The organism is Dactylosporangium sp. NPDC051485 (genome assembly GCF_040682015.1).
Classification (GTDB): domain Bacteria; phylum Actinomycetota; class Actinomycetes; order Mycobacteriales; family Micromonosporaceae; genus Dactylosporangium.
The window spans coordinates 1-21133 of the sequence record NZ_JBFAZW010000097.1 but is presented as its reverse complement, the minus strand read 5'-3'; the positions used below and the strand labels follow the sequence as shown (position 1 = coordinate 21133).

Below are 21133 nucleotides of genomic sequence, written 5' to 3'. Positions count from 1 at the left end.
GTCGCGGGACGTACGGGCGGTGGCCGGGTCGGCACCCGGGCCGGAGCGGTGGCGAAAAGCCTACTGAAGGAGTAGGCTTTTCGGGTCGGTGTTCGCCTTGCTCATGGCGGGGGAAGTTGGGGTGTCCGCACCACGGAAGACGGCGGTGGTGACCGCCGCCGGCAGTGGCATCGGCCGGGCCACCGCGGAGCTGTTCGCGGCGCGCGGTTTCGCGGTCGTCGGTGTCGACAGCGACCCGGAACGCCTCGCCGAACTGGCCAAGGTCGACGGCGTCGTGACGCTGCTCGGCGATGTGGCCGAGGAGCGGACCAACGGGGAGATGGTCGACCTGGCGCTGCGCCGGTTCGGCCGGCTCGATGTCGCCGTGCTCAACGCGGGCGCCGGCGGGGCGCCGCCACTGGAGGACGATGGTGCGATCGCGGCGCTCGACGCGATCCACGCCGTCAACGTCCGGGGTGCCGCACTCGGCATCCGGGCGGTCGTGCCCGCACTGCGCGCGGCCGGTGGCGGCTCCATCATCGTCACCGCGTCCGTTGCCGGGCTTCGCGGCGATCCGTACACGTGGGCGTACAACACCACCAAGGCCGCCGCCGTCAACCTCGTGCGGTCGGCCGCCCTCGACTACGCCTACCAAGGCATCCGGATCAACGCGATCGCGCCCGGTCTGACCCGCACCGCCCGGACCGCCGCGGTGCTGCAAGACGCCGGACGTGCGGACGAGCTGACCCGGCGCATCCCGCTCGGGCGCTGGGCCGATCCGGAAGAGCAGGCCGAGGTCATCTGGTTCCTGGCCTCGCCGGCCGCCTCGTACGTCACCGGGTCGGTCCTCGTCAGTGACGGCGGACTGAGCGCGAGCAACGGCCTGTTTCTGCCACCCACCGCCGAACCCCGCCCCTCGAGCTGACGACGCTCGAGAAGACCATCGCGATCGCCGGCGAGATCAGCCTTCCGCCTACGTCGATCTATCCGTCCGCGCCGCCACGCATGGACGGTCGGCGGTATGGCGTTCAGGCCCGGCGGGGGCCAGGATAGGTGAGTGACCCCAGAGGAGATCGTCGGCGCCGCGATCGAGGCCGCTGCGGCCGGCCTGAAGGTCGGCGAGCTGCCGATCGGCGCCGTGGTGCTGGCCGGCGACGACGTGGTCGGCTGGGCGTACACGCGTGAACGCGGGCATGGCCGCCGGCTGGTGCACGCCGGGCTGCTCGCCATGATGGAGGCCGACGAGCGGCTCGGCTGGTCGGACCACCCGGAGCCGCTGCGGCTGGGCGTCAACCTCGAACCGTGCGTCATGTGTCTCGGCGCGGCGATGGCGCTCGGCGTGCGCGAGGTGTACTTCGGGGTGGAATCGCCCGATGACGGCGCCGCCGGAGTTGCCGCGACCTGGCAACCGGGCGTCGGCACACGCTGGCATCAGGCCCCGGCGGTGCACGGCGGCATCCGCCGCGCCGAGAGCCGCGAGCAGTTCCGGCGCTACACCGCGGCGGCGGCCGACTCGCCGCTGCGCGACTGGGCCCGCACGATCGCCGACCTGCCCGACTGACGGCCGGGCCTGCGCGTGGTGCTCGCCCCCTGACTGCCGCAGGCTTGCCGTCTGCTGATCTCCTCAGTGGCCTGATCGGTCCGCCGGGCTGTGCGCGGTCCCGCGTACCGGATCACCGGTGGTCACGGTCAGGGCGTCGATCAGGCCGGGGAAGCGGGCGTCGAGCTCGTCGCGGCGCAGCTCAATGGTGTGGGTGCGGCCGGCCACGACGGTGCGGGTCAGGCCCGCCTGCCGCAGCGTGCGGAAGTGGTGCGTCATGGTCGATTTGTGTACGCCGAAGTCCCAGTGCGTGCCACATTTGCCGTGCGCCAGGCCGTCGGCGAGCGTCTGCACGATGCGCAGGCGGATCGGGTCGGCGATCGCCCGCAGCACGTCGACCATCGTCACGTCGGCGATGTCCGGCATTGCGTCGTCCTCCCGGGCCATGCCCCCACTCTACCGTTGGACATTGATCATACAATAGCCTACGTTGACGGTATGACGGACGTCCAACAATCTGGTTCGGTGCGCTGGTCCTGGGACGCCGCCGGCGTCGTCACCGTGACCCTCGACGACCCCGGCCGCACCGCGAACATGCTCAACCGGCGCCACTACGACGGGCTCGGCGCCTGCCTCGACGACCTCACCCGGCGGCTCGGCCAGCTGCGCGGCGTGGTGCTCACCTCGGCGAAGCGCTCCTTCATCGCCGGCCCCGACTTCGTGCCGAGCGAGATCACCCCGGCCGAGGCGGCCGGCACCTACGACCTGCTGACGCCGCTGCGGGATCAGGCGCGCCGGCTGGAGACGTTGGGTCGGCCGGTCGCTGCCGCGCTCAACGGCTCCGCGCTCGGCGGCGGCTTCGAGCTGGCGCTGGCCTGCCATTACCGGGTCGGCCCGAACGACCCGTCGGTCGTGTGAGCGCTCGCCGAGACCGGGATGGGCATCATTCCCGGCGGTGGCGGGACGGTCCGAGTGACGCGGATGTTCGGGATCGCCGCGACGGTGCTGGAGATCGTCGGGCCGGGCACGGCGTATCACCCGGCGCAGGCGCTGGCCGCCGGCGTGGTGGACGAACTGGCCGACGACGTGGTCGCCGCGGCGCGGGCCTGGGTGCTGGCGCAGCCGGACGGGCACTTCGTGCAGCGGTGGGAGCGGCCCGGCTATCAGATTCCCGGGGGGACCGCGGAGCCGCCGGGTCTTGCCGAGGAGGTGAGACGCCGCTCGGAGGGGTCGCCGGTGCGTGCGCTCGCCGCGGTTCTGGAGGTGGCGGTGCGCAGCGCGGCGGCGCCGCTGGATGAGGCTTTCGAGATCGAGACGGCGGCTTGCCGGGCGTTGCTGGGTGCGCCCGAGTTTCCGGATCTGGCACATCTGTTCTCTGCGCTGCGTGCGGTCGCCACGGCGCCCGCCGAGGTTCCTCCGGCACGCTTCCAGGCCGGCATGCGTGAGTTCCCGCAGATCGTCGCCAACCCCTTGGCCGCGGTGTTCTTCGCCCCCGACGCCCCGATCGTCGAGATCACCGACGCCGATCTCATCCCCGAGGTCCGCGCGAGGGGCGGCATCCCCGTGCTGATCCACGGCGGCCACGTCTCGTTCGTGCAGACCCTCCTGGACGCCGGTCCCGACCCCGCCGCCATGGCCGCCGCCGCCCGCGGCGCCCTCGACAACGGCCTGCAGATCGACCCGGCCGGCGCCGACGTCGCCTCGGTTCTCGCGGCCGGCTTCCCATCCTGGGCCGGCGGCGTCCTGCACGCCGGAGGCGTCGGGTGAGGTACTCACTCGTCGAATTGGCTCCGGTCGCGCCGGCGGCAACAAGGTAGACCAGGGACAACTCCAGAGCCGCCCCGCGGACCTCGGCAGTGGGCGGCGGCGGGCCTGACGGCGATGTTTGTCAGATCAGCCAGACGTTGTCATGCCGGATCTGACAAAGTCGGCAACGGTTGACGAAGTACCGTGCCCGGGTTGCCACGTTTTCACCGCGCCGCCAACCATTGGCCCATACGGCGTCCGCGGTTCCGGGCGCCGATCCCGCGCCCGCGCAGCCATCAGGACTGGTGACGACATGACCAACCTGCACCCCGCGACGATCGACATCGCCGGTGAGTTCACCGTGAACAGGATCGGTTTCGGCGCCATGCGGCTCGCCGACGGTGACATCTGGGGCGGCCCCGCCGACCGGCCGGCCGCCGTGGCCGTCCTGCGGCGCGCCGTCGAACTCGGTGTCAACCTGATCGACACCGCCGACGCCTACTCCCTCGGCGCCAACGAGGAGCTGATCGCCGAGGCGCTGCACCCGTACCGCGACGACCTCGTCATCATCACCAAGGCCGGGGTGTCCCGTCCCAGCCCCGCGCTGGAGGAGTGGATCCCGCTCGGCCGGCCGGAATATCTGCGCCAGCAGGCGGAGCTGAGCCTGCGCCGGCTACGGCTGGAGCGCATCGACGTGTTCATGCTGCACCGTGTCGACCCGGCGGTACCGTTCGCGGACCAGATCGGCGCGCTGCAGCAACTGCAGGACGAGGGCAAGATCGCCGCGATCGGCCTGTCGGAGGTCGACGTCGCGCAGATCGAGGAGGCGTCGGCGATCGCGCCGATCACCGCCGTGCAGAACCTGTACAACCTCGGCGCCCGCCACCATGAGGCCGTCGTCGACCACTGCGAGCGCAACGGCATCGCATTCATGCCGTTCTTCCCGATTGCGGTCGGCGAGCATGCGAAGCAGGACGGCGGCCCAGTCGCCCGGGTCGCGAAGGAGGTCGGCGCCACCCCCGCCCAGGTCGCGCTCGCGTGGCTGTTGCACCGGTCGCCGGTGATCACCCCGATCCCCGGTACCAGCTCCGTGGCGCACCTGGAGGAGAACGTCGCCGCCCAGCAGGTGCGGCTCGGCGACGCCGAACTCGCCGTCCTGGCCGAAGGGATCTGAGGGGAGGGCCGGGCGCGGGACGCGTCGCACCCGGCTACGACCCGGTCCGCGAGGAGTTCGGCGCGGCTGGGCGCCTCGGCGCGCCCACCGTCAGCGTCCTACCGAGCCCCGGCGGTGCAGATCGGGGCCGGTCCCGCGGGTGCCGGCAAGCGTACCTCGCCCTCCAGGGACAGTTCGGCGATCGCATGAGCGAGCGACACCAGCGTCTTGTGATGGTGCCAGCCCTGGAACGTGCGACCCTCGAAGTCGAGCGCGCCCACCCGCGTCGACACGGCCGCGAACGAACCGTCGACCCGTTGGGTCAACCGGCTGAGCCCCAGCAGCGCGTCGGTGTCGGCGTCGGTCATGTTCGTCAGCCACACCTGCGGCGACGTGCTCGCGGCGGTGTCCCACTCGGCGACCATGACGTGCCGCGCCTGCCCGCCGCCGTCGGCCTGGTTGAGCGTCGGCGTCACCTGGAGCCGCAACGCGAGCCGCTCGCCCTTGTCGCCAACCGGCTGTCGCAGCCCTTTCGCCAGTTCGGCGAGTCGCTGGGCCGGCATCGCCTGGCCGCCGTAGCGGCCGACCGCCGGGTCGCCGGCCACCACCGGGGTGCCGCCGCGCAGCCGCAGGACGTAGGGCACCTGGCGGCGGGTCAACCCGGGGATCATCGCGGCGGTGTCGACGTCGCGGGCGTCCATCACGACGGGCCGGCGCAACGGGCCCATCGCCGCGACGGTGTCCGAGACGAGGCTGATCGCACACTCGGTCGGGCTGGCGCAGTCGACGTAGTCGGGGATGCCGACCTTCCGTCGGCGGCCGTCGTCGGTGAGCCAGTCGCGCGGCAGGACCAGCCGCCAGTTGACCGGACACGCGAGCGCGGGGCCGACCAGCCAGATGGCGAGCACGTGCTGATGGTTCACCGTCCGGCCAAGGCACGGCACGACGCTGTTGCGCACGCCGACGGAGTGCGCGCCGGATTTCTCCACGATACGCGGCTGTACGACCCACGCCCCGGCCGACGCCGCGTCGTGCACATAGCGGGTCAGTGCGGCCCGCACCGGCCGCCAGTCCCACGTCGACTTGCTGATGAAATGGTGCAGCCGTTGCTCGCCCGCCGAGCTTTCCGGCAGTGCCGCGACGCTCGCGATATTGCGAATCGTTTTCCGTCCCGGTGCGTGCAGCAGGCCGCGGACGTACAACTCGCCGAGCGTCCGATGATCGGCTCGCGGAAGCGTGGCGAGCAGCGTGTTGCAGACCTCGAGAACACCGTCGTCGTAGACGGCTCGCGCGATGTCCTCCATATACGAGCTGGTCACGTCGCGTACCTCCCGCGCGTCGCTTGGGCACCCCGCCCGCCTGATGAGGCGCGTCTGGAGCCATTAAACCCGCCGCCATGGGGCAAGTCGAACAGCCAAACGGCAGCGGCAGCCGATGTGCGAGCGACCCCGTGAGCCGGTGGTGATCAAGCTGACCCACCACCACCGGCATTCGCCTGGCATAGTTGGTACGACGCCCCAGCGAGGCGTTCCGGACGAGGCACGCCGTACCCGGCCAGCGACAAGACGGCGCGGATGGAGAGTCTCGTGCTGTACGACGTCGTTCAGGTCGTTGGTTCACTGCTGATCCTGGCTGGCTTCGTCGCGGCTCTAGCGGGCCGCATCAAGCAGTCGTCCTATACCTATCTCGCCGCGAATGCGGTCGGTTCGGCAGTGCTGACCTGCACCGCGGTGATCGGCCGCGAGTGGGGCTTCATCCTGCTCGAGGGCGTGTGGGCATTGGTCTCGATCTACTCGATCGTCAGGAAGGCAGCCGGCCGGTCCGTCGCCGCCTCTCACTGATCGCGGGCCGGGACCGTGTACTGCAGCAGCAGCGTGTCGATCCAGCGGCCGTGCTTGTAGCCCACCGCGGTCAGGCGGCCCGCGTCGGTGAAGCCCGCCCGCCGGTGCAGGGCGGTCGAGGCGTCACTGCCCGTGTCGGCGACGACCGCGATCACCTGGCGCGCGTCGGTGCCGGCGCAGGCCTCGAGCAGCGCGCCCAGCAGCAGCGTGCCGAAGCCCGCGCCGGTGCGCCCCGGCGCCAGGTAGATCGAGTCCTCGACGGTGTGCCGGTACGCGGGCTTGGGCCGCCACGGCCCCGCGTACGCGTAGCCGGCCACCTCGCCGCCCGCCTCGCCCACGAGGAACGGCAGGCCCCGTTCGGTCAGGTCGTCGAGGCGCCGGCGCCAGTCGGCGATCGGCGGGGGGTGCTCCTCGAACGTGGCCACCGTGCCGGTGACGTAGTGCGCGTAGATGTCCGCGACGGCGGCGAGATCGCCGGGCGCGGCCGGGCGGACGAGCAGGTTCGGGGCCATGACCCCATCAGATCACGCAGGCGGGGACGGCCGGTCGAGGTGCCCCGACGGCGAGCGGGCGGCGGCAGCGCGTTACCGCTCCTTCACGGCGAGGGCGAGCGCCGGCACCATCGCCGCGGCGGTCAGCAGGAACGTCAGCGGGTAGCCGGCCGTGGTCACGAGCAGCCCGGCCAGCAGCGCGCCGCCGGCCATCCCGAGGTCGTAGGCGGTGTTCCAGATCGCGCTGACGGTCAGCTCGCCGCCGACCGGCGCACGGTTGTACATCAACACGAGGGTCGCGTTCTGCAGCACCCCGAAGCCGGCGCCGAAGACGAGCGCCCCACCGATCACCGCGACCGCGCTGCCGGTCAGCGCCATGGCCGCCATGCCCGCCGCGGCCAGCGCGAGGCCGGGCACCAGCAGCCGGGCCGGGCCGCGGCGGTCGCCGAGCCGGCCGGCCACCCAGCGGGCGGCGGTCGCGGCCCCGGGCTGGGCCAGCAGCGCGGCCGCCGCCACCCACGCGGGCCGGTCCGCGATGGCCAGCGGCAGGAACGTCACGAGCACCCCGACGGCCGCGGTCGACGCCGCGAAGATCGTCGCCGGCCGGTTGAACGCGGGCCGGCGCAACCCCGCCAGCAGCCCGCGGTGCTCGTGTGCCCCCGCCAACGCCGCCCGGTCCGGCAGTCCCGGCACCGACAGCAGCGACAGCAGCGACAGCAGCGTGATGACCGCCGTGGCCACGAACACCGGCCCGAAGCCCCACTGCGCCGCCACCCACACCCCGGCGGGCAGGGCGAGCAGACTGGACACCCCGCTCACCAGGCCCACCACCGCGAGCCCCTCACCGCGCCGCTCGGCCGGCATGATGGCCGCGTTCAGCGCGCCGCCGGCCACCGTGCAGATCGCGAAGCCGAGCCCGCGCACGATGCTGACCCCGATGATGGTGTACTGCCCCCCGTCCGCCGCCAGCACCAGCGTCGGCCCGCCGAGCAGCGTCAGTCCGAGCGCGAGCGCCCAGCGGTACCCGATGCGGGCCGTCAGCCGCGGCGTGACCAGCTCGCCGGCCACCGTGGCCAGCAGCAGCGCGACGGTGCCGAGCCCGGCGCCGCCGTGCGCGCCGCCCTGCTTGGCGAGCAGCGGCACGACCGACAGCGGGAGATAGAAGCCGACCGACGTCCCGAAGATCGACACGGAGCGCAGCAGCAGCGGGCGGGAGACGAGGCCGGACCGCGCAGGCGCGGTGATCGCGTCGGTGGTGGTGGTCATGTCCACGACGCTAGGGAGCCACCGGCCCCCGGATAAGGTCCAGTTCCGTGCGCGTGGCGTGGGCCGGCCCGGGCCCGAGCCCCCGCCGTCGCCGACCTGCTGGGCGGTGGATTTGTGTGCGGTGCGCCCCGGCGGGTACGTCGGGCCGCCATGACGGCATCGCAGGCGCACGGCGCGCGGGAGGGTCGCGGCATCGCGCTGCCGGCCATCGTGCTCGGGGCCGGGCTGGGCGGGTTCTTCGACGGGATCCTGCTGCACCAGCTCCTGCAGTGGAGGGAAACGATGTGGGACGGGATCTTCCACGCCGTGACGTGGCTGGCCGTGCTACTGGGGCTGGGGCTGCTCTACTCCCGCGTGACCGCCGGGCCGTCGGACCGGCGCGCCCTGTGGGGCTGGGTCCTCGTCGGCTGGGGCCTGTTCAACCTCGTCGAGGGACTCGTCGACCACCAGATTCTGGGCATACACCACGTGCGCGGTGGCCCGGGCCAGTCGTGGTGGGACCTCGGCTACCTCGCGCTCGGCGCGCTGCTGGTGGCCGTGGGCTGGCTGCTGCGGCGCGGCGCGCGCCGGTGAGCCGCGGCCACCGGGTCCTCAGCGCTCCGGCGTGCCCCGCAATCGGCTTCGGTTTGCGCCGCGGGCGATTTCGGTCAGCGCCGCGGGGGGGCTTCGACTTGCCCCGCGGGCGGCTCCGGCATGCCCCGCAAGCGGCTTTGGCGTGCGCCGCGGGCAACTCCAGTTCTGCGCCGCGGGCGGCTCCGGCATGCCCCGCAAGCGGCTTCGGTTTGCGCCGCGGGCGGCGAGGAGCGGGCAGCCGGCGGCGGTGCCACCGCTCGTGGCTACCTTCTCGGTGCGTGGCGGTGCCGTACGACGGTGTCGTCGACGCGCCAGGCCAGCTCCTCGACGACCCCGGTCACGCCGTCGACGGCCCGGGCCAGCGCGGCCAGCCGCTGGGCGGCGCTGCGCCGCTCCACCTCGCCGTGCAGCGTGACGACGCCGTCGGCCACCTTGACGTCGACCGCGGTCGGGTCGACGCCGAACGCGGGCAGTACCACCTGGTCGATGACGTCGCGTTCGACGGCCGCGTCACTGCGCAGGGCGCGGCGCATGAGGTCGCCGCGGGTCACGATGCCGAGCAGCCGGCCGCTGCCGTCCTCGACGACGGGCAGCCGCCTGACCCGGTGACGGGCCATGAGCCGGGCCGCGAACCGGATCGGGGCGTCCGCGCCGACCGTGACGGCGGGCGCGGTCATCAGCTCCGCGGCGCTCGGGTCCGCCTCGTCGCCGGGGTCTGAGACGGCGGTGAGCAGGTCGGCCTCGGACACCACGCCCAGCACCCGGTCGCGGTCGTCGACGATCGGCAGCCCGCTCACCCCGAAGTCCGTGAGCACGTCGACGAGCTGCCTGGCGTGGCAGTCCGCCGTGGCCACGACGACGTCGGGCGTCATCACGTCCAGCACGCGCAGCTCGTTCATCGGGCACCTCCTACCGCACAGTGTCGGGCCTGCCGGCCGGTCCCGGCAGGGTCCTTGGGCCCGTCCCGGCGGGCCGCCCGGCGGCCCGCATGCCGATGGCGTCGAACACCGGCGCGAGGCCGGGCGGGTGAGATCCGCTCCGGCGCTGCCCCATCGGCGAACCGGCCGGCGCCCGAGGACCCTCCGCGCCGGTCCGTGCCCACGCCGCCGTGACGAGCGCGTCCGGGCTGAACGCCGCCGATCGGGGCGGTGGCGCAGCCGCGCAGGTTCGGACATATGCCGCGGCCGGGTTCGGGGTGAAGTTCCCTGACCGGACACGGGCGCGGCGCGGAGGATCGAGATGTAGGGGAGGCCGCGAGACCGGAGGAGGAGCCATGCACGCCAAGGACATCATGAGCGCCCCGGCCCGCACGGTGCGCGCGGACGCGCCCGTCGCGGACGGGGTGGCGCTGCTGGAACGGTGGTCGATCACGGCGGTGCCCGTCGTCGACGACGACGGCACGCTGGTCGGCATGCTCAGCGAACGCGACGTACTGCGCCATGCGGCCGGCGCCGGAGCCCGCCTGGTGCGGGACGTGATGGGCGGCCTGCCGGTCGCGGCGTGGCCGGACGCCGACATCGCCGACCTGGTGGCGGTTATGGTGCAGCGGGACGCCCATACGGTGCCGATCGTCACCGAGGAGCAGGTCGTCGGCGTCGTCAGCCGCTGCGACGTGCTGCGCACGCTGCTGCCCACCGACGAGGCCGCCCAGCGGGAGGCCCAGCGTCGCCTCGACGCCTACGCCGACGGGCGGCGGCGCTGGCCGGTGACCGTCCACGACAACGTCGCGACCATCGACGGCCCGTTCGACGACGACACCGAGCTGGCGGTCGCGGGGGCGCTGGTGCGCACCACCGCCGGTGTTCGCACGGTCCGGGTCACGGCCCGGGCGGGCTGAGCCACGCCCTGGCTGCGAGTCAGCGGTCCGGGTCACGGCCCGAGCCGGGTGAGCCACGCCCTGGTCGTGAGTCGCGTCCTCACGCCGTGGTGGGTGCGATTCGCCATGCGGGTGCCCGGGCCGGCTGGGCCGCGCCCGGTTGGGCGGCTCAGCGGTCCGGGTCGGGTGAGCCGCGCCCTGGTGACGGGTCGCGTCTTCACGCCGCGGCGGGTGCGACCCGCCACGCGGGTGCCCGGGCCGGACCGTGGGCGATGAGGACCGGGCAGGCGGCGTGCCACAGCACCCGGCGGGCCACCGAAGGGCGGCCCGGCTGCGCCCGGTCGGCCGGGCAGCGGGTGCCGATGACCATCAGCCCGGCCCACTGCGAGGCCACCGTGAGAGCGTGGACGGCTTCGCCGGGCTCGCTGCGCACCTCGACCTCCACGAGCGGGAACTCCTCGTGCCAGGGTGCGGCGGCCTCGCGCAGCGCGTCGTGCACGACGCTCTCCTCGGCGCTGAGGTCGGTACAGCGGCCTTCCCCCGGCCGCCAGAGGTCCGGGTGCGGCCAGGCCTTGACGATGACGAGCCGCACGCCGCGCCGCGCCGCCTCCTCGAAGGCCAGGCGCAGTGCCCGGCGGGCCGAGTCGGAGTCGTCGAAGCCGGTGACGACCGGCGCTGAGTGCGGTAGCGCCGCATCGGGCCCCGCCCAGCGCTGCGCCTCGTGGACGATGAGGACGGGGGCGTCCGCGCGCGCACCCAGCGCCGCACTGGTGGAGCCCATCGGCCGTCCGTCGTCCGGCCCGGTGCCGCGTCCGCCGACGACGACGAGCCGTGCCTGCCCGGCCAGCTCGCGCAGCACGTCGGCCGGCGCGCCACGGCGGGTCTCGGCCACGGTCGCGACGCCGACCCGCCAGCGTTGCGCCTCCACGGCGGCGCGCGCCGCAGTGCCCGCGCCGGCGGCGCTCGATCCTTCGGGCAGCACCGTGACCACCTGCAGCATGCGCGTGCACCGGCTGGCCTCGTCCGCGGCCCAGCGCAGCGCGCCCATGCTCTGCGCCGAGCCGTCGACACCGACCACCACCGGGCCATATCGGTACGCCATCGGAGTGCCCCCTTCCATGTCGGGACTCCCCACCGTCCATGCTGCCTCCGAACCGGGGGAGGGCGGCAAGGCCGAACGTCCCTTTTGCGGCCCGCTGGTGCATGAAGGGCGCCCCGCGGGGCATCTCGCCAGGGGCCGACACGGGAGGTGGGACATATGGCCGGCAGCCAGGTCGTGGTCGGCGTCGACGGCGGGGAGCCGTCCGCGGAGGCCCTGCGATGGGCGGCGACCACCGCGGCCCGGCGGGGCGCGACGCTGCGCATCCTGCTGGCGTACCGCTGGCGCGTGCCGGCCGTGCTGGCGCCCCGCGGCGGGCTCGCGGAGGCCGCCCGGGAGCTGGCCGACGCGCTGGTGGCCGACTGGGGCCGCGACGCCGAGGCCGTCGCGCCGGGCGTGGACGTGCGGCCGGCGGCGGTGCTGGGCCATCCGGCCGACGTGCTGCTGGGCGTGGCCGACGAGGCCGACCTGCTCGTGGTCGGCACGCGGGGCCGCCATCGGGCCGCCGGCGCAATGCTGGGCTCGGTCAGCCAGCAGGTGGCGACGCGGGCCAGCTGTCCGGTCGCCGTGGTGCGCGGCCGTGCGGAGCCGGACGGTGGCGTGCTCGTCGGCGTCGACGACTCGGCCTCGGCCGGCGCGGCGCTGCGCCTGGCCTTCGCCGAGGCCGAGCGCTGGGGCGCCGATCTCGTCGCGGTGCGGGCCATCGAGTCGCCGCTCACGCCGCCGGCGCTGGGGCTGCCCCCGCTGCTGTACGACACGGCGGAGGCCGCCCGGGCGCTGTCGGAGTCGGCGGCCGCGCGGGTGGCGGAGATCGGGCGGGAGCACCCGGGCGTGGCGTGGGAGTTCCACGGCGTCGCCGGCGACGCGGGCGACGTGCTGTGCGAGCGATCGGGGCGCACCCGGCTCGTCGTGATCGGCAGTCGCGGCCACCGCGGCCTCGCGGGGCTGCTGCTGGGCTCGGTCGGCCTGTGCCTGTTGCAGCGCGCGGAATGCCCCGTGCTTGTCGCCCACGCCGAGCCTCGCGCCGGGGAGGATTCCTGACCGGCGGTTCCGCGCGGGGCGACGCCCACCGGTGCCCGCGTCCGGTGTCTACGGAACAGCCGGACGCCGCGCGACACCAGCACGGCGCGCCGAGCGCCACCGCCGTGAGCGTCTGTGCCACGATGAGCGGGCCAGCCTCGCGCATGCGAATCCCCCGGGCCGGGCCGCCCGGCCTCAATGGCGGGCGGCCGGCACCGGGGCCGAGGCGTGGTCGAGCACCCGCCGGGGCACGGAGCGTCCAGGCTTCGCGGTGAGCCGTCGCCACGCGGGTCGAGCCCGGACCGGAAGGGGCCGGACGAGCTCAGGAGCGATCGGCCGAGGCGCCCGAGAAGTCCTGCGGCGCCGTCTGGCGCCCGGGAAGGACGATCCGCTGGCTGTCCATCCAGGCCTGCAGGTTCGGGCCGGACTCGAAGCTGGCGATCATCGCGTACCGCGGCTGCGGACCCGGGTGGAACGCCGCGTGCCAGAGTCGCTCGGTGTCCACGACGAACTGGGCGCCGCGCGGCATCGGGATGCGGTGCTCGGTCGACGGGTCGTCGCGGTCCTCGCGCAGCATCATGTAGCTGTCGGGGTCGTCCGTCAGGTTCAGCCAGGCGCGCACCACCCAGCCCTCGCCCTCGGGGTTCAGCCGGTTGTTGTCGTCCAGGTGCAGATGCCGCTGGACGACCGTTTCCTCGTCGGTCGACGTCGCGAGCTTGATGATGCGCACCCGGCCGAAACGGGCACCGACCGAGTGGACCCAGTCGCGCAGCGTCGGGGCGAGCGCGGCGTTCGCCGTCCACACCGCGTCCTTGTCCGGCCGGCCGTGCTCCCAGAACCCGCGGGGATCGTCCTCGCCGAGCGCGGACGCCAGCACCGCGAAGTTGGTGTCGCCGCCGGACTTCCAGTCCAGGTACCGCAGCTGCTCCCACTCTGTCGCGTCGAGCGACCCGGCGTACGGCCGCAGGATCTCGTATCCGGTCTCCTCCAGCGCCGGTAGGCGGTGGTAGCGGGCTTGTGCGATGGGCATGAGTGACCTCCGTCCAGTGCCGGCCCCCGGCGGGCCGGCGCCGGGAGGCGGCTACCCACCCTCCTTACCGCCACACCGGTGATGGGTGACGTCCGGGATGTGATTCGCCGGGCGGCGTCCGGTCACCAGGCCGTGCCCGGACCGGTCGCCGTGCGACGATCATGACGACCTGGTCGCCCGCCGCCGCGACGATCCCGGCGGCGAAGCCGGCCCCGAATGCGGCCACCAGCCATGTCCAGCGTCGAGCGTCGCGCACCATCACGGCCTCCGTTTCCCCGAGTCCGGACCTGGGTCTCCTCCACTGACCGTAGGCACGGACGGCACGCCCGCGACAAGGGCGCGAGGTCCTGCCGGCGCCTGCCGATCGGGACCGAGGACGACGACCGGCGGGCGGCACCCCGCGGCGGCGCCGGGCGGAGCGCGACCCGTCCCCGGCCGGCGACCGGCCGGGGACGGGGACGGCTCACATCTTCTGTCGGCCCTGCTGTTCGCCGCGCTGTGCGGATTGCTGCGGCTGGCGCTGGTTGCGCTGCGGTGCTTCGTGGGCGCGGATCTCGATCTTGCGCGGCGTGAGCTCCTCGGCCTTGGTCACCGTGACGGTCAGCACGCCGTTGCCGAAGGTGGCCTCCACCTTGTCGGCGTCGGCGTCGCCCGGCAGCTCCACCTGGTACTCGAACTCCCCGGTCGGGCGGTTCTGCCGGCGCATGACGCCGCCGCGCTGGCGCTGCTGGAACCTGCCGGTGATGCGCAGTTCCTCGCCGCGGATCTCGACGTTGACCTCGCGCGGGTCGACGTCCGGCAGGTCGACGTCGACGATGTAGGCGTTGTCGGTCTCCTCCACGTCGACCGGCGTCAGCGCCGGCCAGTCCTGCCAGCGGGTCGTGGTGGCCGGCTCGCCGAAGAAGTCGGACATCACCTGGTTGAACCGCGTCGAGATGTCCTCGATCTCCCGGCGCGGGTCCCACCGGTACAGCGGCGCCATCCGCCCTGCGGCGTGCAGACGCCTCGAGGGGTAGGGGCTGAGTGTCATGGCGGATTCCTTTCTGCCAGCTGGTTGCGTGTGGCTCGGAGATCTCGGCCAACAACCAGCATCGTGGGCCCGCCGCGAGTGGATCCGTGTCGCCCGAACCAGATGAGCCTCGCCCGGATGAGTCTCGCCCGGATGAGCCTCCGGGGACTTCTCGGCCGCCGGCATGAGGTGACCCAGCCTGGGCATCAGGGGATGGATGCGCCGCCGATTGGGTGGAGACGTACACGAGAAGGGGGAACGGGTCATGAAGGCCAAGGTCGGCGACAGGCTGGTCGAAGAGGGCAGGCACGTCGGGGATCACCGCCGTGTCGGCGTTATCACCGCGGTCCGCCATGACGACGGAAGCCCGCCGTACGTCGTGCGGTGGTTCGACAGCCAGCACGAGGCACTGGTGTTCCCGGGCCCGGACGCGCGGGTCGAGCGCGACCAGTCCGCAGGTACGTCCGGCTGAGCACCGGGAGTACATCCGCGTCACGCCGCCCGGCGCGAGCCGCTACCGGAATGCGGGCCAGTGCTCGGGCCTTCAGGCCGGGGGTGAAGGCCCGCGCTGGGAGGGCCGCCAAGGCCCGGGCAGTGCCTTATGCCGGAAGCTTCCGCTGCTCGATGTACCGTTTCACGACGTTCAGCGGCGTCCCGCCAACGGAGCCCGCGAAGTGCGAACCTGACCACAGTTTGGTTGGCCTGGTAGTAGTGGCGGACAAGGTCGGGGAACTCCTGCCGTAAGCGGCGTGAGGACACGCCCTTGAGGGAGTTGACCAGCCGGGCCACGGCTACCTTGGGTGGGTAGTTCACGAGTAGGTGGACGTGGTTGTGCTCGCCGTTGAACTCAGCCAGCTCCGCTTCGAAGTCGTAGCACACGTCCCGCATGATTGCCTCCGTCCGGGACAGGTGCTGGTCGGTGCACACGTTGTGCCGGTACTTCGTGACGAAGACCAAGTGAACATGGATCGCGAAAACACAGTGTCTACCTGTGTGGATGCTTTCAAGTTCTGCCATACAGTGCTTGTCGTGCAGCTGCGGTACAACTTCCGCGTGTATCCGACGCCTGTCCAGCGGGCCGGGTTGGTTCGGGCGTTCGGCTGTGCGCGGGTGGTGTTCAACGACGGGCTGCGTCTGCGCCTGCAGGCCCGTGAGGCGGGCGGGAAGTACGTTTCCGATGGGGAGGTGTCGCGTCGTGTGATCACGGAGGCGAAGCTGACGCCGGAGCGGGCGTGGCTGGGTGAGGTGTCCGCGGTGGTGTTGCAGCAGGCCCTCGCTGACCTGAACACCGCGTACCGCAACTTGTTCGCCTCGATCACCGGCAAGCGCAAGGGCCGCAGGGTGGCCCCGCCGAGGTTTCGGTCGCGTAAGGACAACCGGCAGGCGATTCGGTTCACCAGGAACGCCCGGTTCAAGGTGCTGGACAACGGCCGGCTGCGGCTGCCGAAGATCGGCGACCTGGAGGTCCGCTGGTCCAGAACCCTGCCCTCGGACCCGTCCAGCGTGACGATCATCAAGGATGCGGCGGGCCGGTACTTCGCCTCGTTCGTCGTGCAGAGTACGGACGAGCCGCTCCCGGAGACCGGCTCCGAGGTGGGTATCGACCTGGGGCTGACCCACTTCGCGGTACTCTCGGACGGTGTGAAGGTGGCCGCGCCGACGTTCCTGCGCCGCGCGGCCCGCAAGCTCAAGCGGCTGCAACAGGATCTGTCGCGTAAGCAGCGCGGGAGCCGCAACCGCGGGAAGGCCGTGGTCACGGTTGCTCGGGCGCACGCCCGGGTGGCCGATACCCGGCGGGACTGGCAGCACAAGCTGTCCACGGCGATCATCCGCGACAACCAAGCGGTGTATGTCGAGGACCTGTGCGTCGCTGGTCTCGGCCGGACCCGGCTGGCGAAGTCCGTACACGATGCCGGTTGGGCGTCGTTCACGGCCATGCTGGAGTACAAGGCCGCCCGGTACGGGCGGGCCTTCGCCCGGGTGGACCGGTTCTTCCCGTCGACCCGGATGTGTTCGGTGTGTGGCCGGGTCAACGAGAAGATGCCGCTGAGCGTCCGGGCGTGGGACTGCCCCTGCGGGGCAGCCCACGACCGGGACGTGAACGCGGCGCTGAACGTGTTGGCCGCCGGACAGGCGGACAACGCAAACGACCGTGGAGCGCAGGTAAGACCGGCACGAGTGCCGGCACCGCGCGGCGAAACGGTAACCCACCCGGACGCGGCGTGTTCCACACGCAGCGTGGAGGGAACCTCCGCCCTTGGGGCGGAGAGGATGTCAAAGCAGACCGAGTTGCCGGGCGCGCCGGACGGCGTCGCGCCTGCGGTGGACGCCGAGCTTGTGGTAGATCGTCGCGACGTGGGTCTTGACGGTGTTGAGCGACAGGTGCAGGCCCGCGGCGATCTCGGTGGCGGTGAGGAATCCGGGCAGCAGCTGCAGGACGCTCGTCTCGGCTTCGGTCAGCGCGACAACGGGGTGGCTGTATGCGGGGGGTGACCCGGCGGTCGCCGCGGCCAGGTCGGGCTCCGGGCCCGCCGGGAGACCGGCGATGCGGTCCAGCACGATGAAGGGGAGGCGCAGCGACTCCTCGCCGGCCAGGGAGCCGGCCCGGCGCAGGTGGCGGTCGGCCTGCTCGAGGCGGCCCTCGCTGCGGGCCGCGGCGCCGAGCAGCAGGTGCGCCTCGACGGCGTGGACGAGCGACGGCTGGTCGTGTTCCAGGAACGGCAGCAGCAGGCGTTCGACCGTCGCGGTGGGGTTGCGCAGGGTGGAGTCGGCGACGTCGATCTTTGCCGCGGCGATCGCGGTGACGATCGACGGGAAGCCGCCGGCGTCGGCGTCGAGGCAGCGCCGGGCCTCGCCGAGCAGCCCGCGGGCCGCCAGCAGCTCGACGCGCGCCGCGCGGGGGCCCCAGACCGGCACGACGAGCAGGTCGGCCTCCTCGACGATGAGCTGCTCCAGGGCGCCGAGGGCGGCGTCGACCTGCCCGGCCTGGTAGCCGGCCAGGATGCGGCAGAAGACCTCGCAGGCCTGCAGGGCGGGGCCCGGCGGCCAGTTCTGGACCAGCAGCTCGTCGAGGTGCCGGTGCGCCCGGGCGGGCCGGCCGCGCTGGACGGCGACGGCCGCCAGGGTGAACAGCGCCCAGCTCTCGTCCTGGGAGTCGGCGATGCCGCGCCGGTGCAGGGCGGCCCGCAGGTCGCCGGCGATGCGGGCGGCCGAGCGCAGACGGCCTTGCTGGCAATCGGCGACCGCGCGGATCCGTGCGGCGGTCGTCTCGTCGGCGGCTGATCCGTGCGGTGCCGCGGCCAGGTGCCGCTCGGCCGTGACCGGGTTGCCGGCCTGTACCGCGTGCCAGGCGAAGACAAGCGCCTCCGACGTCGCCGAGCGGCCGCCCGACGTCGCCGAGGGGCCGCCCGACGTCGCCGAGGGGCCGCCCCAAGCCGCCGAGGGGCCGCCCGACGCGGCCGGGGGGCCGCCCGACGGCGGCGCGGACGCGGCAGGCCCGCCGGCAACGCGCGGCGCGACGTCGCCGCCGGCCGAGGCATGGCGGCGCGCCTCGGCCGGTCGGCCGTGCTCGGCGTACCAGGCGGCGGCGCTGCGATGCAGGGCCTGCATCCGGTCGGGGGCGGCGTCGAGCAGGCCGGCGCTCAGGGCGGCCCGCCACAGCCGGGGAAAGGCGTACCAGCCGGACGCGCGGTCGAGCGCGACGAGGCACCGATCCTGCTCGGCGAGCGTCGCCAGCAGCGTCTCGCTGTCCTGGACGCCGGTGACGGCGGTGAACAGCGCGGCGTTGAAGGAGGTGAGGATGCTGGCGGCCCGGGCCGCCTCGCGTACGTCGCCCGGCAGGCCTGACAGCACTTCGTGTTCGAGGTAGCCGTCGAGCCCCGCCCCGGTGCGCAGCAGGTCGTCGAGCTGCGGCGCGGTGTCGTACCGATGGTGCAGGAGCGTGTCGATGAAGACCGACAGCCCGGCGGCCCAGCCGCCGGTGATCGCGTAGAGGTGCCGCTGCGCGACGGGCGCGAGGCGCAGTCCCCGCTGCGCGCACAGCTGTGCCGTCTCCGTGCTGGTCAGCCGCAGGTCGTCGGCGGTGATCACGGCCTGGACCGATGGCGTGGCCCGGTCGCTCGCGGCCAGTTCGAGGTTCGTCCGGCTGCCCAGGACGAGCCGGATCGGGGACCGGCGCCGGCGGTCGGCCGACGGCGGGGGCAGCAGCCGGTCCAGGAGCCGGCGCAGGCTCTGTGCGTCGGTGCGGGGATCGATGCCGTCCAGCACCACGGTCAGCGGTCGCGGCGCCGCCCCGGGCCCGGGCAGGCCGTCGAGGCGGGCGATCGCCGCCGGCAGGTCGTCCACGGGCCGGCGGCGCTCGGCCGGATCGGCCGAGGACCACAGGCGTGCCGTGCCGGCCTCGGCCAGCTCGGCATAGAGGACCGGCAGGGACCGGGCCAGCTGGGTGAGCCAGTCGCGCAGCACCGTGGTCTTGCCGATGCCGGCCGGGCCGTAGACGGCCGACACCGCCGCGGTGCGGGCCTTGTCCAGCGCGGACAGCAGCCGCGGCCGGCGCAGGAGCGCACCCCCGGCCGGCGAATCCGATGCTGCGGACATCACGACGCCGTAGGCCCGGACCGGCGGGTGACGGCCACGACTGCGGTGTGCCTGCCGCCGCACACGGAGGCGGAACGTCGGTAGCGGTGCACGATCTGGCGATCCATTGGCTGGTCTCCCGACGCCTGGACAGCAGAACGCGACGGCCGCCCGCTCGTCGACCACACTATGGCTACTGGCCGTCACGCAGACGATGCAGCACGGCGGAGCGCATGTCCACCACCTGTACCGGTCGAATTGATTCATGGCTGATCGGCGTCGGTCGATCGCGGTTCGGCTACCCGGTTCGGTCCGATCATTCGATGCATACCGGGTGATGTGCGCGCTCGAGTGGGATGCGTGGGTAAGTCGCCGCCATTACTCATCGTCGCGGCCGATGGCGGCGGCCGCGACGCGATGGACAAGGTCGGCTGTACCGAATCGCAGCGGCAGGGCAGCCTGCCGGGAGGTGGCCATGATCGACGTGCTCACGACCGCGGCCGCGGTGCGGGACGTGGCGAGGCTGCACGCGGTCGCCGCCACCGGCCTGCGGGCGCAACCGGAGCCGTGGTGCGACCGCGTCGTGCAGCTGACCGCCCGCCTGCTCCAGGTGCCGATCGTCCTGCTCGTGCTGGTCGAGCGGTTCCGGCAGATCATGCCCGGCGCGACCGGACTGCCCGAACCGTGGCAGCGGCGGCGGGAGACCCCGCTGAGCCATTCCATCTGCCAGTACGTCGTCGGCGCCGGCCGATCGCTCGCGATCGCCGACCTGCGCCGGCACCCGGTACTGCACACCAGCGACGCGATCGGCGACCTCGGCGTCACGGCCTACGCCGGCGCGCCGGTCCACGGCCGCGACGGGCACGTGCTGGGCACGCTGTGTGTCATCGACGGCGCGGCCCGGGCCTGGTCGGGGCCGGAGCTGGCCGCGCTGCACCGCGCCGCGGCGCGATGCAGCCGCAAGCTCCAGGCGCTCGAGAGCTCGCCACCGCCCGTCCGGCGGGAGCCTCTGGTGCCCGCGGCGCCCCCGCCCCCGCCGGCCGGTCGCGCCGCCGGCGACGTGATGCTGTGGACCCCCGGTGGCCTTCCGGCGGCGCTGACCCTGGACCGCCGGTTCCCCGCACAGTCCGGGGCGGCCGAGCTCACGCTGGCCGGCCGCTGGCACGGCGAGCCGGTCGCTGTGATCGTTCGTACCGCGGACCACCCCGGCGCCGTGCGCCGGTTCCGCCGACGGTTGGGTGTCGCGCAGGCATTCCGCCGGTGTCCACCGCGGCTGCCCGTCCCGCAGTACCGCTGGCACGACGATCGCACGCTCGTCATCACCCGTGCCCTCGGCGAACCGCTGCGAGGGCGCGGCGGCACCGACTGGGCGGCGGCGACCCACCTCGCCGCGCTGTTGTCCACCTGGCGCCCGACGCCGTCCGACGCCCGGCGATGGACGGTGGACTACGCCGCCTGGATCGCGCGGCACGAGCGGGCGGGGCGGCTCAGCGGCGACGAGGCCGACCGGCTCGCGGTCCTGGTGCGCCGCTGCCAGGACGACCGGACCTTCGCCCATGGCAGCCTGTCCCCGCGCGACGTGGTGCGGCTTGCGTCGGGCCGGCTGGCGCTGACCGGCTTCACCCACGCCGGGATGTACCTCGCCGGCATCGACCTTGCCGCCCTCGCCTTCGCCGCCCCCGAGCCGGGGCTCCGGCGGGCCATCGACGCGCGCGCCGTCAACGCCGACATCGTCGAACCGTTCGCCGTCAACCTGCTGTTGCACGCCGCGGATCGCGCCGCCCGCCCGCCGGGCCCGGTGCCCGCGGTTCGGGTTGCCGCGCTCCTCGACGCCCGCCGCCACGCCCGTCGCCTGCTCGCCGACCTGGGGGTCTGACTCCGGGCCCGGCCGGCGGCCCGGCCGGCGACGAGGACGCCGGCGAGCGCGGGCAGGCGACGAGGACGCCGGCGAGCGCGGGCAGCAGGGCGACGGGCGCCGTCGCTCGGCTCAGCGGC

General features: G+C 73.6%; 20 protein-coding genes, 2 pseudogenes and 1 riboswitch. Of the genes and pseudogenes, 12 read left to right on the top strand and 10 right to left on the bottom strand.

Annotation, left to right across the window (positions count from 1 at the left end; genetic code table 11):
- Window positions 1-121 precede the first annotated feature (121 nt).
- Together AB0M46_RS39210 and AB0M46_RS39205 are read left to right on the top strand one after the other, a co-directional pair.
- Window positions 122-904 carry an SDR family oxidoreductase gene (locus AB0M46_RS39210; protein WP_363344806.1) on the top strand — a complete coding sequence of 261 codons (783 nt, stop codon included), beginning with the start codon at window positions 122-124 and terminating at the stop codon, window positions 902-904.
- Window positions 905-1036: 132 nt separating this feature from the next.
- Window positions 1037-1540 (top strand): deaminase, encoded by a 504-nt coding sequence (locus AB0M46_RS39205; protein WP_363344804.1) that lies wholly within the window; start codon window positions 1037-1039, stop codon window positions 1538-1540.
- 63 nt (window positions 1541-1603) lie between these two features.
- Here AB0M46_RS39205 and AB0M46_RS39200 read toward each other — a convergent pair whose 3' ends face one another.
- Window positions 1604-1966, bottom strand: coding sequence for a helix-turn-helix transcriptional regulator (locus AB0M46_RS39200; protein ID WP_363344802.1), 363 nt, complete (start codon window positions 1964-1966; stop codon window positions 1604-1606).
- A gap of 51 nt (window positions 1967-2017) precedes the next feature.
- Here AB0M46_RS39200 and AB0M46_RS39195 point away from each other — a divergent pair, with 51 nt between their 5' ends.
- From AB0M46_RS39195 to AB0M46_RS39185, 3 genes are all read left to right on the top strand, one after another.
- On the top strand, window positions 2018-2437 hold the full coding sequence (locus tag AB0M46_RS39195; protein ID WP_363344800.1) for an enoyl-CoA hydratase/isomerase family protein: 420 nt from the start codon (window positions 2018-2020) through the stop codon (window positions 2435-2437).
- 54 nt (window positions 2438-2491) lie between these two features.
- Window positions 2492-3286 (top strand): hypothetical protein, encoded by a 795-nt coding sequence (locus AB0M46_RS39190; RefSeq protein ID WP_363344798.1) that lies wholly within the window; start codon window positions 2492-2494, stop codon window positions 3284-3286.
- Window positions 3287-3578: 292 nt separating this feature from the next.
- Window positions 3579-4439: an aldo/keto reductase gene (locus AB0M46_RS39185; protein WP_363344796.1), complete on the top strand. Its 861-nt coding sequence runs from the start codon at window positions 3579-3581 to the stop codon at window positions 4437-4439.
- 98 nt (window positions 4440-4537) lie between these two features.
- On the opposite strand, the gene AB0M46_RS39180 is transcribed toward AB0M46_RS39185, so the two are convergent.
- Window positions 4538-5737, bottom strand: a complete 1200-nt coding sequence (locus tag AB0M46_RS39180) for a transposase (protein WP_363344794.1) — start codon at window positions 5735-5737, stop codon at window positions 4538-4540.
- A gap of 189 nt (window positions 5738-5926) precedes the next feature.
- Window positions 5927-5993, top strand: a riboswitch (guanidine-III (ykkC-III) riboswitch).
- A gap of 11 nt (window positions 5994-6004) precedes the next feature.
- On the opposite strand from AB0M46_RS39180, the gene AB0M46_RS39175 reads away from it, so the two are divergent.
- Window positions 6005-6259: a hypothetical protein gene (locus AB0M46_RS39175; protein ID WP_363344792.1), complete on the top strand. Its 255-nt coding sequence runs from the start codon at window positions 6005-6007 to the stop codon at window positions 6257-6259.
- On the opposite strand, the gene AB0M46_RS39170 is transcribed toward AB0M46_RS39175, so the two are convergent.
- Window positions 6253-6771 carry an N-acetyltransferase family protein gene (locus AB0M46_RS39170; RefSeq protein WP_363344790.1) on the bottom strand — a complete coding sequence of 173 codons (519 nt, stop codon included), beginning with the start codon at window positions 6769-6771 and terminating at the stop codon, window positions 6253-6255. The genes AB0M46_RS39175 and AB0M46_RS39170 overlap by 7 nt on opposite strands.
- Before the next feature lie 72 nt (window positions 6772-6843).
- Window positions 6844-8016 carry an MFS transporter gene (locus tag AB0M46_RS39165; protein WP_363344788.1) on the bottom strand — a complete coding sequence of 391 codons (1173 nt, stop codon included), beginning with the start codon at window positions 8014-8016 and terminating at the stop codon, window positions 6844-6846.
- 150 nt (window positions 8017-8166) lie between these two features.
- Between AB0M46_RS39165 and AB0M46_RS39160 the strand changes: the two genes are divergently transcribed.
- Complete coding sequence (locus AB0M46_RS39160; RefSeq protein WP_363344786.1) at window positions 8167-8589, top strand: DUF2243 domain-containing protein; 423 nt, start codon at window positions 8167-8169, stop codon at window positions 8587-8589.
- Between the two features lie 263 nt (window positions 8590-8852).
- On the opposite strand, the gene AB0M46_RS39155 is transcribed toward AB0M46_RS39160, so the two are convergent.
- Entirely contained in the window at window positions 8853-9488 is a 636-nt protein-coding gene (locus tag AB0M46_RS39155) for a CBS domain-containing protein (RefSeq protein ID WP_363344783.1), read from the bottom strand.
- 374 nt (window positions 9489-9862) lie between these two features.
- On the opposite strand from AB0M46_RS39155, the gene AB0M46_RS39150 reads away from it, so the two are divergent.
- Window positions 9863-10426: a CBS domain-containing protein gene (locus AB0M46_RS39150; RefSeq protein ID WP_363344781.1), complete on the top strand. Its 564-nt coding sequence runs from the start codon at window positions 9863-9865 to the stop codon at window positions 10424-10426.
- Window positions 10427-10622: 196 nt separating this feature from the next.
- Here AB0M46_RS39150 and AB0M46_RS39145 read toward each other — a convergent pair whose 3' ends face one another.
- A complete protein-coding gene (locus tag AB0M46_RS39145; RefSeq protein ID WP_363344779.1) occupies window positions 10623-11507 on the bottom strand; it encodes a universal stress protein in 885 nt (294 codons plus the stop codon).
- A 156-nt stretch (window positions 11508-11663) separates the two neighbouring features.
- On the opposite strand from AB0M46_RS39145, the gene AB0M46_RS39140 reads away from it, so the two are divergent.
- Window positions 11664-12545: a universal stress protein gene (locus AB0M46_RS39140; RefSeq protein WP_363344777.1), complete on the top strand. Its 882-nt coding sequence runs from the start codon at window positions 11664-11666 to the stop codon at window positions 12543-12545.
- A 301-nt stretch (window positions 12546-12846) separates the two neighbouring features.
- On the opposite strand, the gene AB0M46_RS39135 is transcribed toward AB0M46_RS39140, so the two are convergent.
- Both AB0M46_RS39135 and AB0M46_RS39130 read right to left on the bottom strand, forming a co-directional pair.
- Window positions 12847-13554, bottom strand: a complete 708-nt coding sequence (locus AB0M46_RS39135) for a hypothetical protein (RefSeq protein WP_363344775.1) — start codon at window positions 13552-13554, stop codon at window positions 12847-12849.
- Window positions 13555-14017: 463 nt separating this feature from the next.
- Complete coding sequence (locus AB0M46_RS39130) at window positions 14018-14584, bottom strand: Hsp20/alpha crystallin family protein (RefSeq protein WP_363344773.1); 567 nt, start codon at window positions 14582-14584, stop codon at window positions 14018-14020.
- A gap of 244 nt (window positions 14585-14828) precedes the next feature.
- Between AB0M46_RS39130 and AB0M46_RS39125 the strand changes: the two genes are divergently transcribed.
- Window positions 14829-15035, top strand: coding sequence for a DUF1918 domain-containing protein (locus tag AB0M46_RS39125; RefSeq protein ID WP_363344771.1), 207 nt, complete (start codon window positions 14829-14831; stop codon window positions 15033-15035).
- A gap of 127 nt (window positions 15036-15162) precedes the next feature.
- Here the strand turns inward: AB0M46_RS39125 and tnpA are convergent.
- A pseudogene (gene tnpA / locus AB0M46_RS39120) lies at window positions 15163-15580 on the bottom strand (IS200/IS605 family transposase).
- Between tnpA and AB0M46_RS39115 the strand changes: the two are divergent.
- Window positions 15527-16675: pseudogene (locus AB0M46_RS39115) on the top strand (transposase); the annotation flags it as partial. The pseudogenes tnpA and AB0M46_RS39115 overlap by 54 nt on opposite strands.
- 162 nt (window positions 16676-16837) lie before the next feature.
- On the opposite strand, the gene AB0M46_RS39110 reads toward AB0M46_RS39115, so the two are convergent.
- A complete protein-coding gene (locus tag AB0M46_RS39110; RefSeq protein WP_363344769.1) occupies window positions 16838-19159 on the bottom strand; it encodes a LuxR C-terminal-related transcriptional regulator in 2322 nt (773 codons plus the stop codon).
- Window positions 19160-19613: 454 nt separating this feature from the next.
- On the opposite strand from AB0M46_RS39110, the gene AB0M46_RS39105 reads away from it, so the two are divergent.
- On the top strand, window positions 19614-21014 hold the full coding sequence (locus tag AB0M46_RS39105; protein ID WP_363344767.1) for a GAF domain-containing protein: 1401 nt from the start codon (window positions 19614-19616) through the stop codon (window positions 21012-21014).
- The last annotated feature ends 119 nt before the right edge of the window (window positions 21015-21133 follow it).

What these genes read in the sequence shown, in the direction of transcription:
- AB0M46_RS39170 (WP_363344790.1), bottom strand. Translation starts at nt 6,771, where the DNA reads ATGGCCCCGAACCTGCTCGTCCGCCCGGCCGCGCCCGGCGATCTCGCC.
- AB0M46_RS39125 (WP_363344771.1), top strand. Translation starts at nt 14,829, where the DNA reads ATGAAGGCCAAGGTCGGCGACAGGCTGGTCGAAGAGGGCAGGCACGTC.
- AB0M46_RS39165 (WP_363344788.1), bottom strand. Translation starts at nt 8,016, where the DNA reads ATGACCACCACCACCGACGCGATCACCGCGCCTGCGCGGTCCGGCCTC.
- AB0M46_RS39105 (WP_363344767.1), top strand. Translation starts at nt 19,614, where the DNA reads ATGATCGACGTGCTCACGACCGCGGCCGCGGTGCGGGACGTGGCGAGG.
- AB0M46_RS39195 (WP_363344800.1), top strand. Translation starts at nt 2,018, where the DNA reads ATGACGGACGTCCAACAATCTGGTTCGGTGCGCTGGTCCTGGGACGCC.
- AB0M46_RS39145 (WP_363344779.1), bottom strand. Translation starts at nt 11,507, where the DNA reads ATGGCGTACCGATATGGCCCGGTGGTGGTCGGTGTCGACGGCTCGGCG.
- AB0M46_RS39185 (WP_363344796.1), top strand. Translation starts at nt 3,579, where the DNA reads ATGACCAACCTGCACCCCGCGACGATCGACATCGCCGGTGAGTTCACC.
- AB0M46_RS39200 (WP_363344802.1), bottom strand. Translation starts at nt 1,966, where the DNA reads ATGGCCCGGGAGGACGACGCAATGCCGGACATCGCCGACGTGACGATG.
- AB0M46_RS39155 (WP_363344783.1), bottom strand. Translation starts at nt 9,488, where the DNA reads ATGAACGAGCTGCGCGTGCTGGACGTGATGACGCCCGACGTCGTCGTG.
- AB0M46_RS39110 (WP_363344769.1), bottom strand. Translation starts at nt 19,159, where the DNA reads ATGTCCGCAGCATCGGATTCGCCGGCCGGGGGTGCGCTCCTGCGCCGG.
- AB0M46_RS39130 (WP_363344773.1), bottom strand. Translation starts at nt 14,584, where the DNA reads ATGACACTCAGCCCCTACCCCTCGAGGCGTCTGCACGCCGCAGGGCGG.
- AB0M46_RS39150 (WP_363344781.1), top strand. Translation starts at nt 9,863, where the DNA reads ATGCACGCCAAGGACATCATGAGCGCCCCGGCCCGCACGGTGCGCGCG.
- AB0M46_RS39140 (WP_363344777.1), top strand. Translation starts at nt 11,664, where the DNA reads ATGGCCGGCAGCCAGGTCGTGGTCGGCGTCGACGGCGGGGAGCCGTCC.
- AB0M46_RS39135 (WP_363344775.1), bottom strand. Translation starts at nt 13,554, where the DNA reads ATGCCCATCGCACAAGCCCGCTACCACCGCCTACCGGCGCTGGAGGAG.
- AB0M46_RS39160 (WP_363344786.1), top strand. Translation starts at nt 8,167, where the DNA reads ATGACGGCATCGCAGGCGCACGGCGCGCGGGAGGGTCGCGGCATCGCG.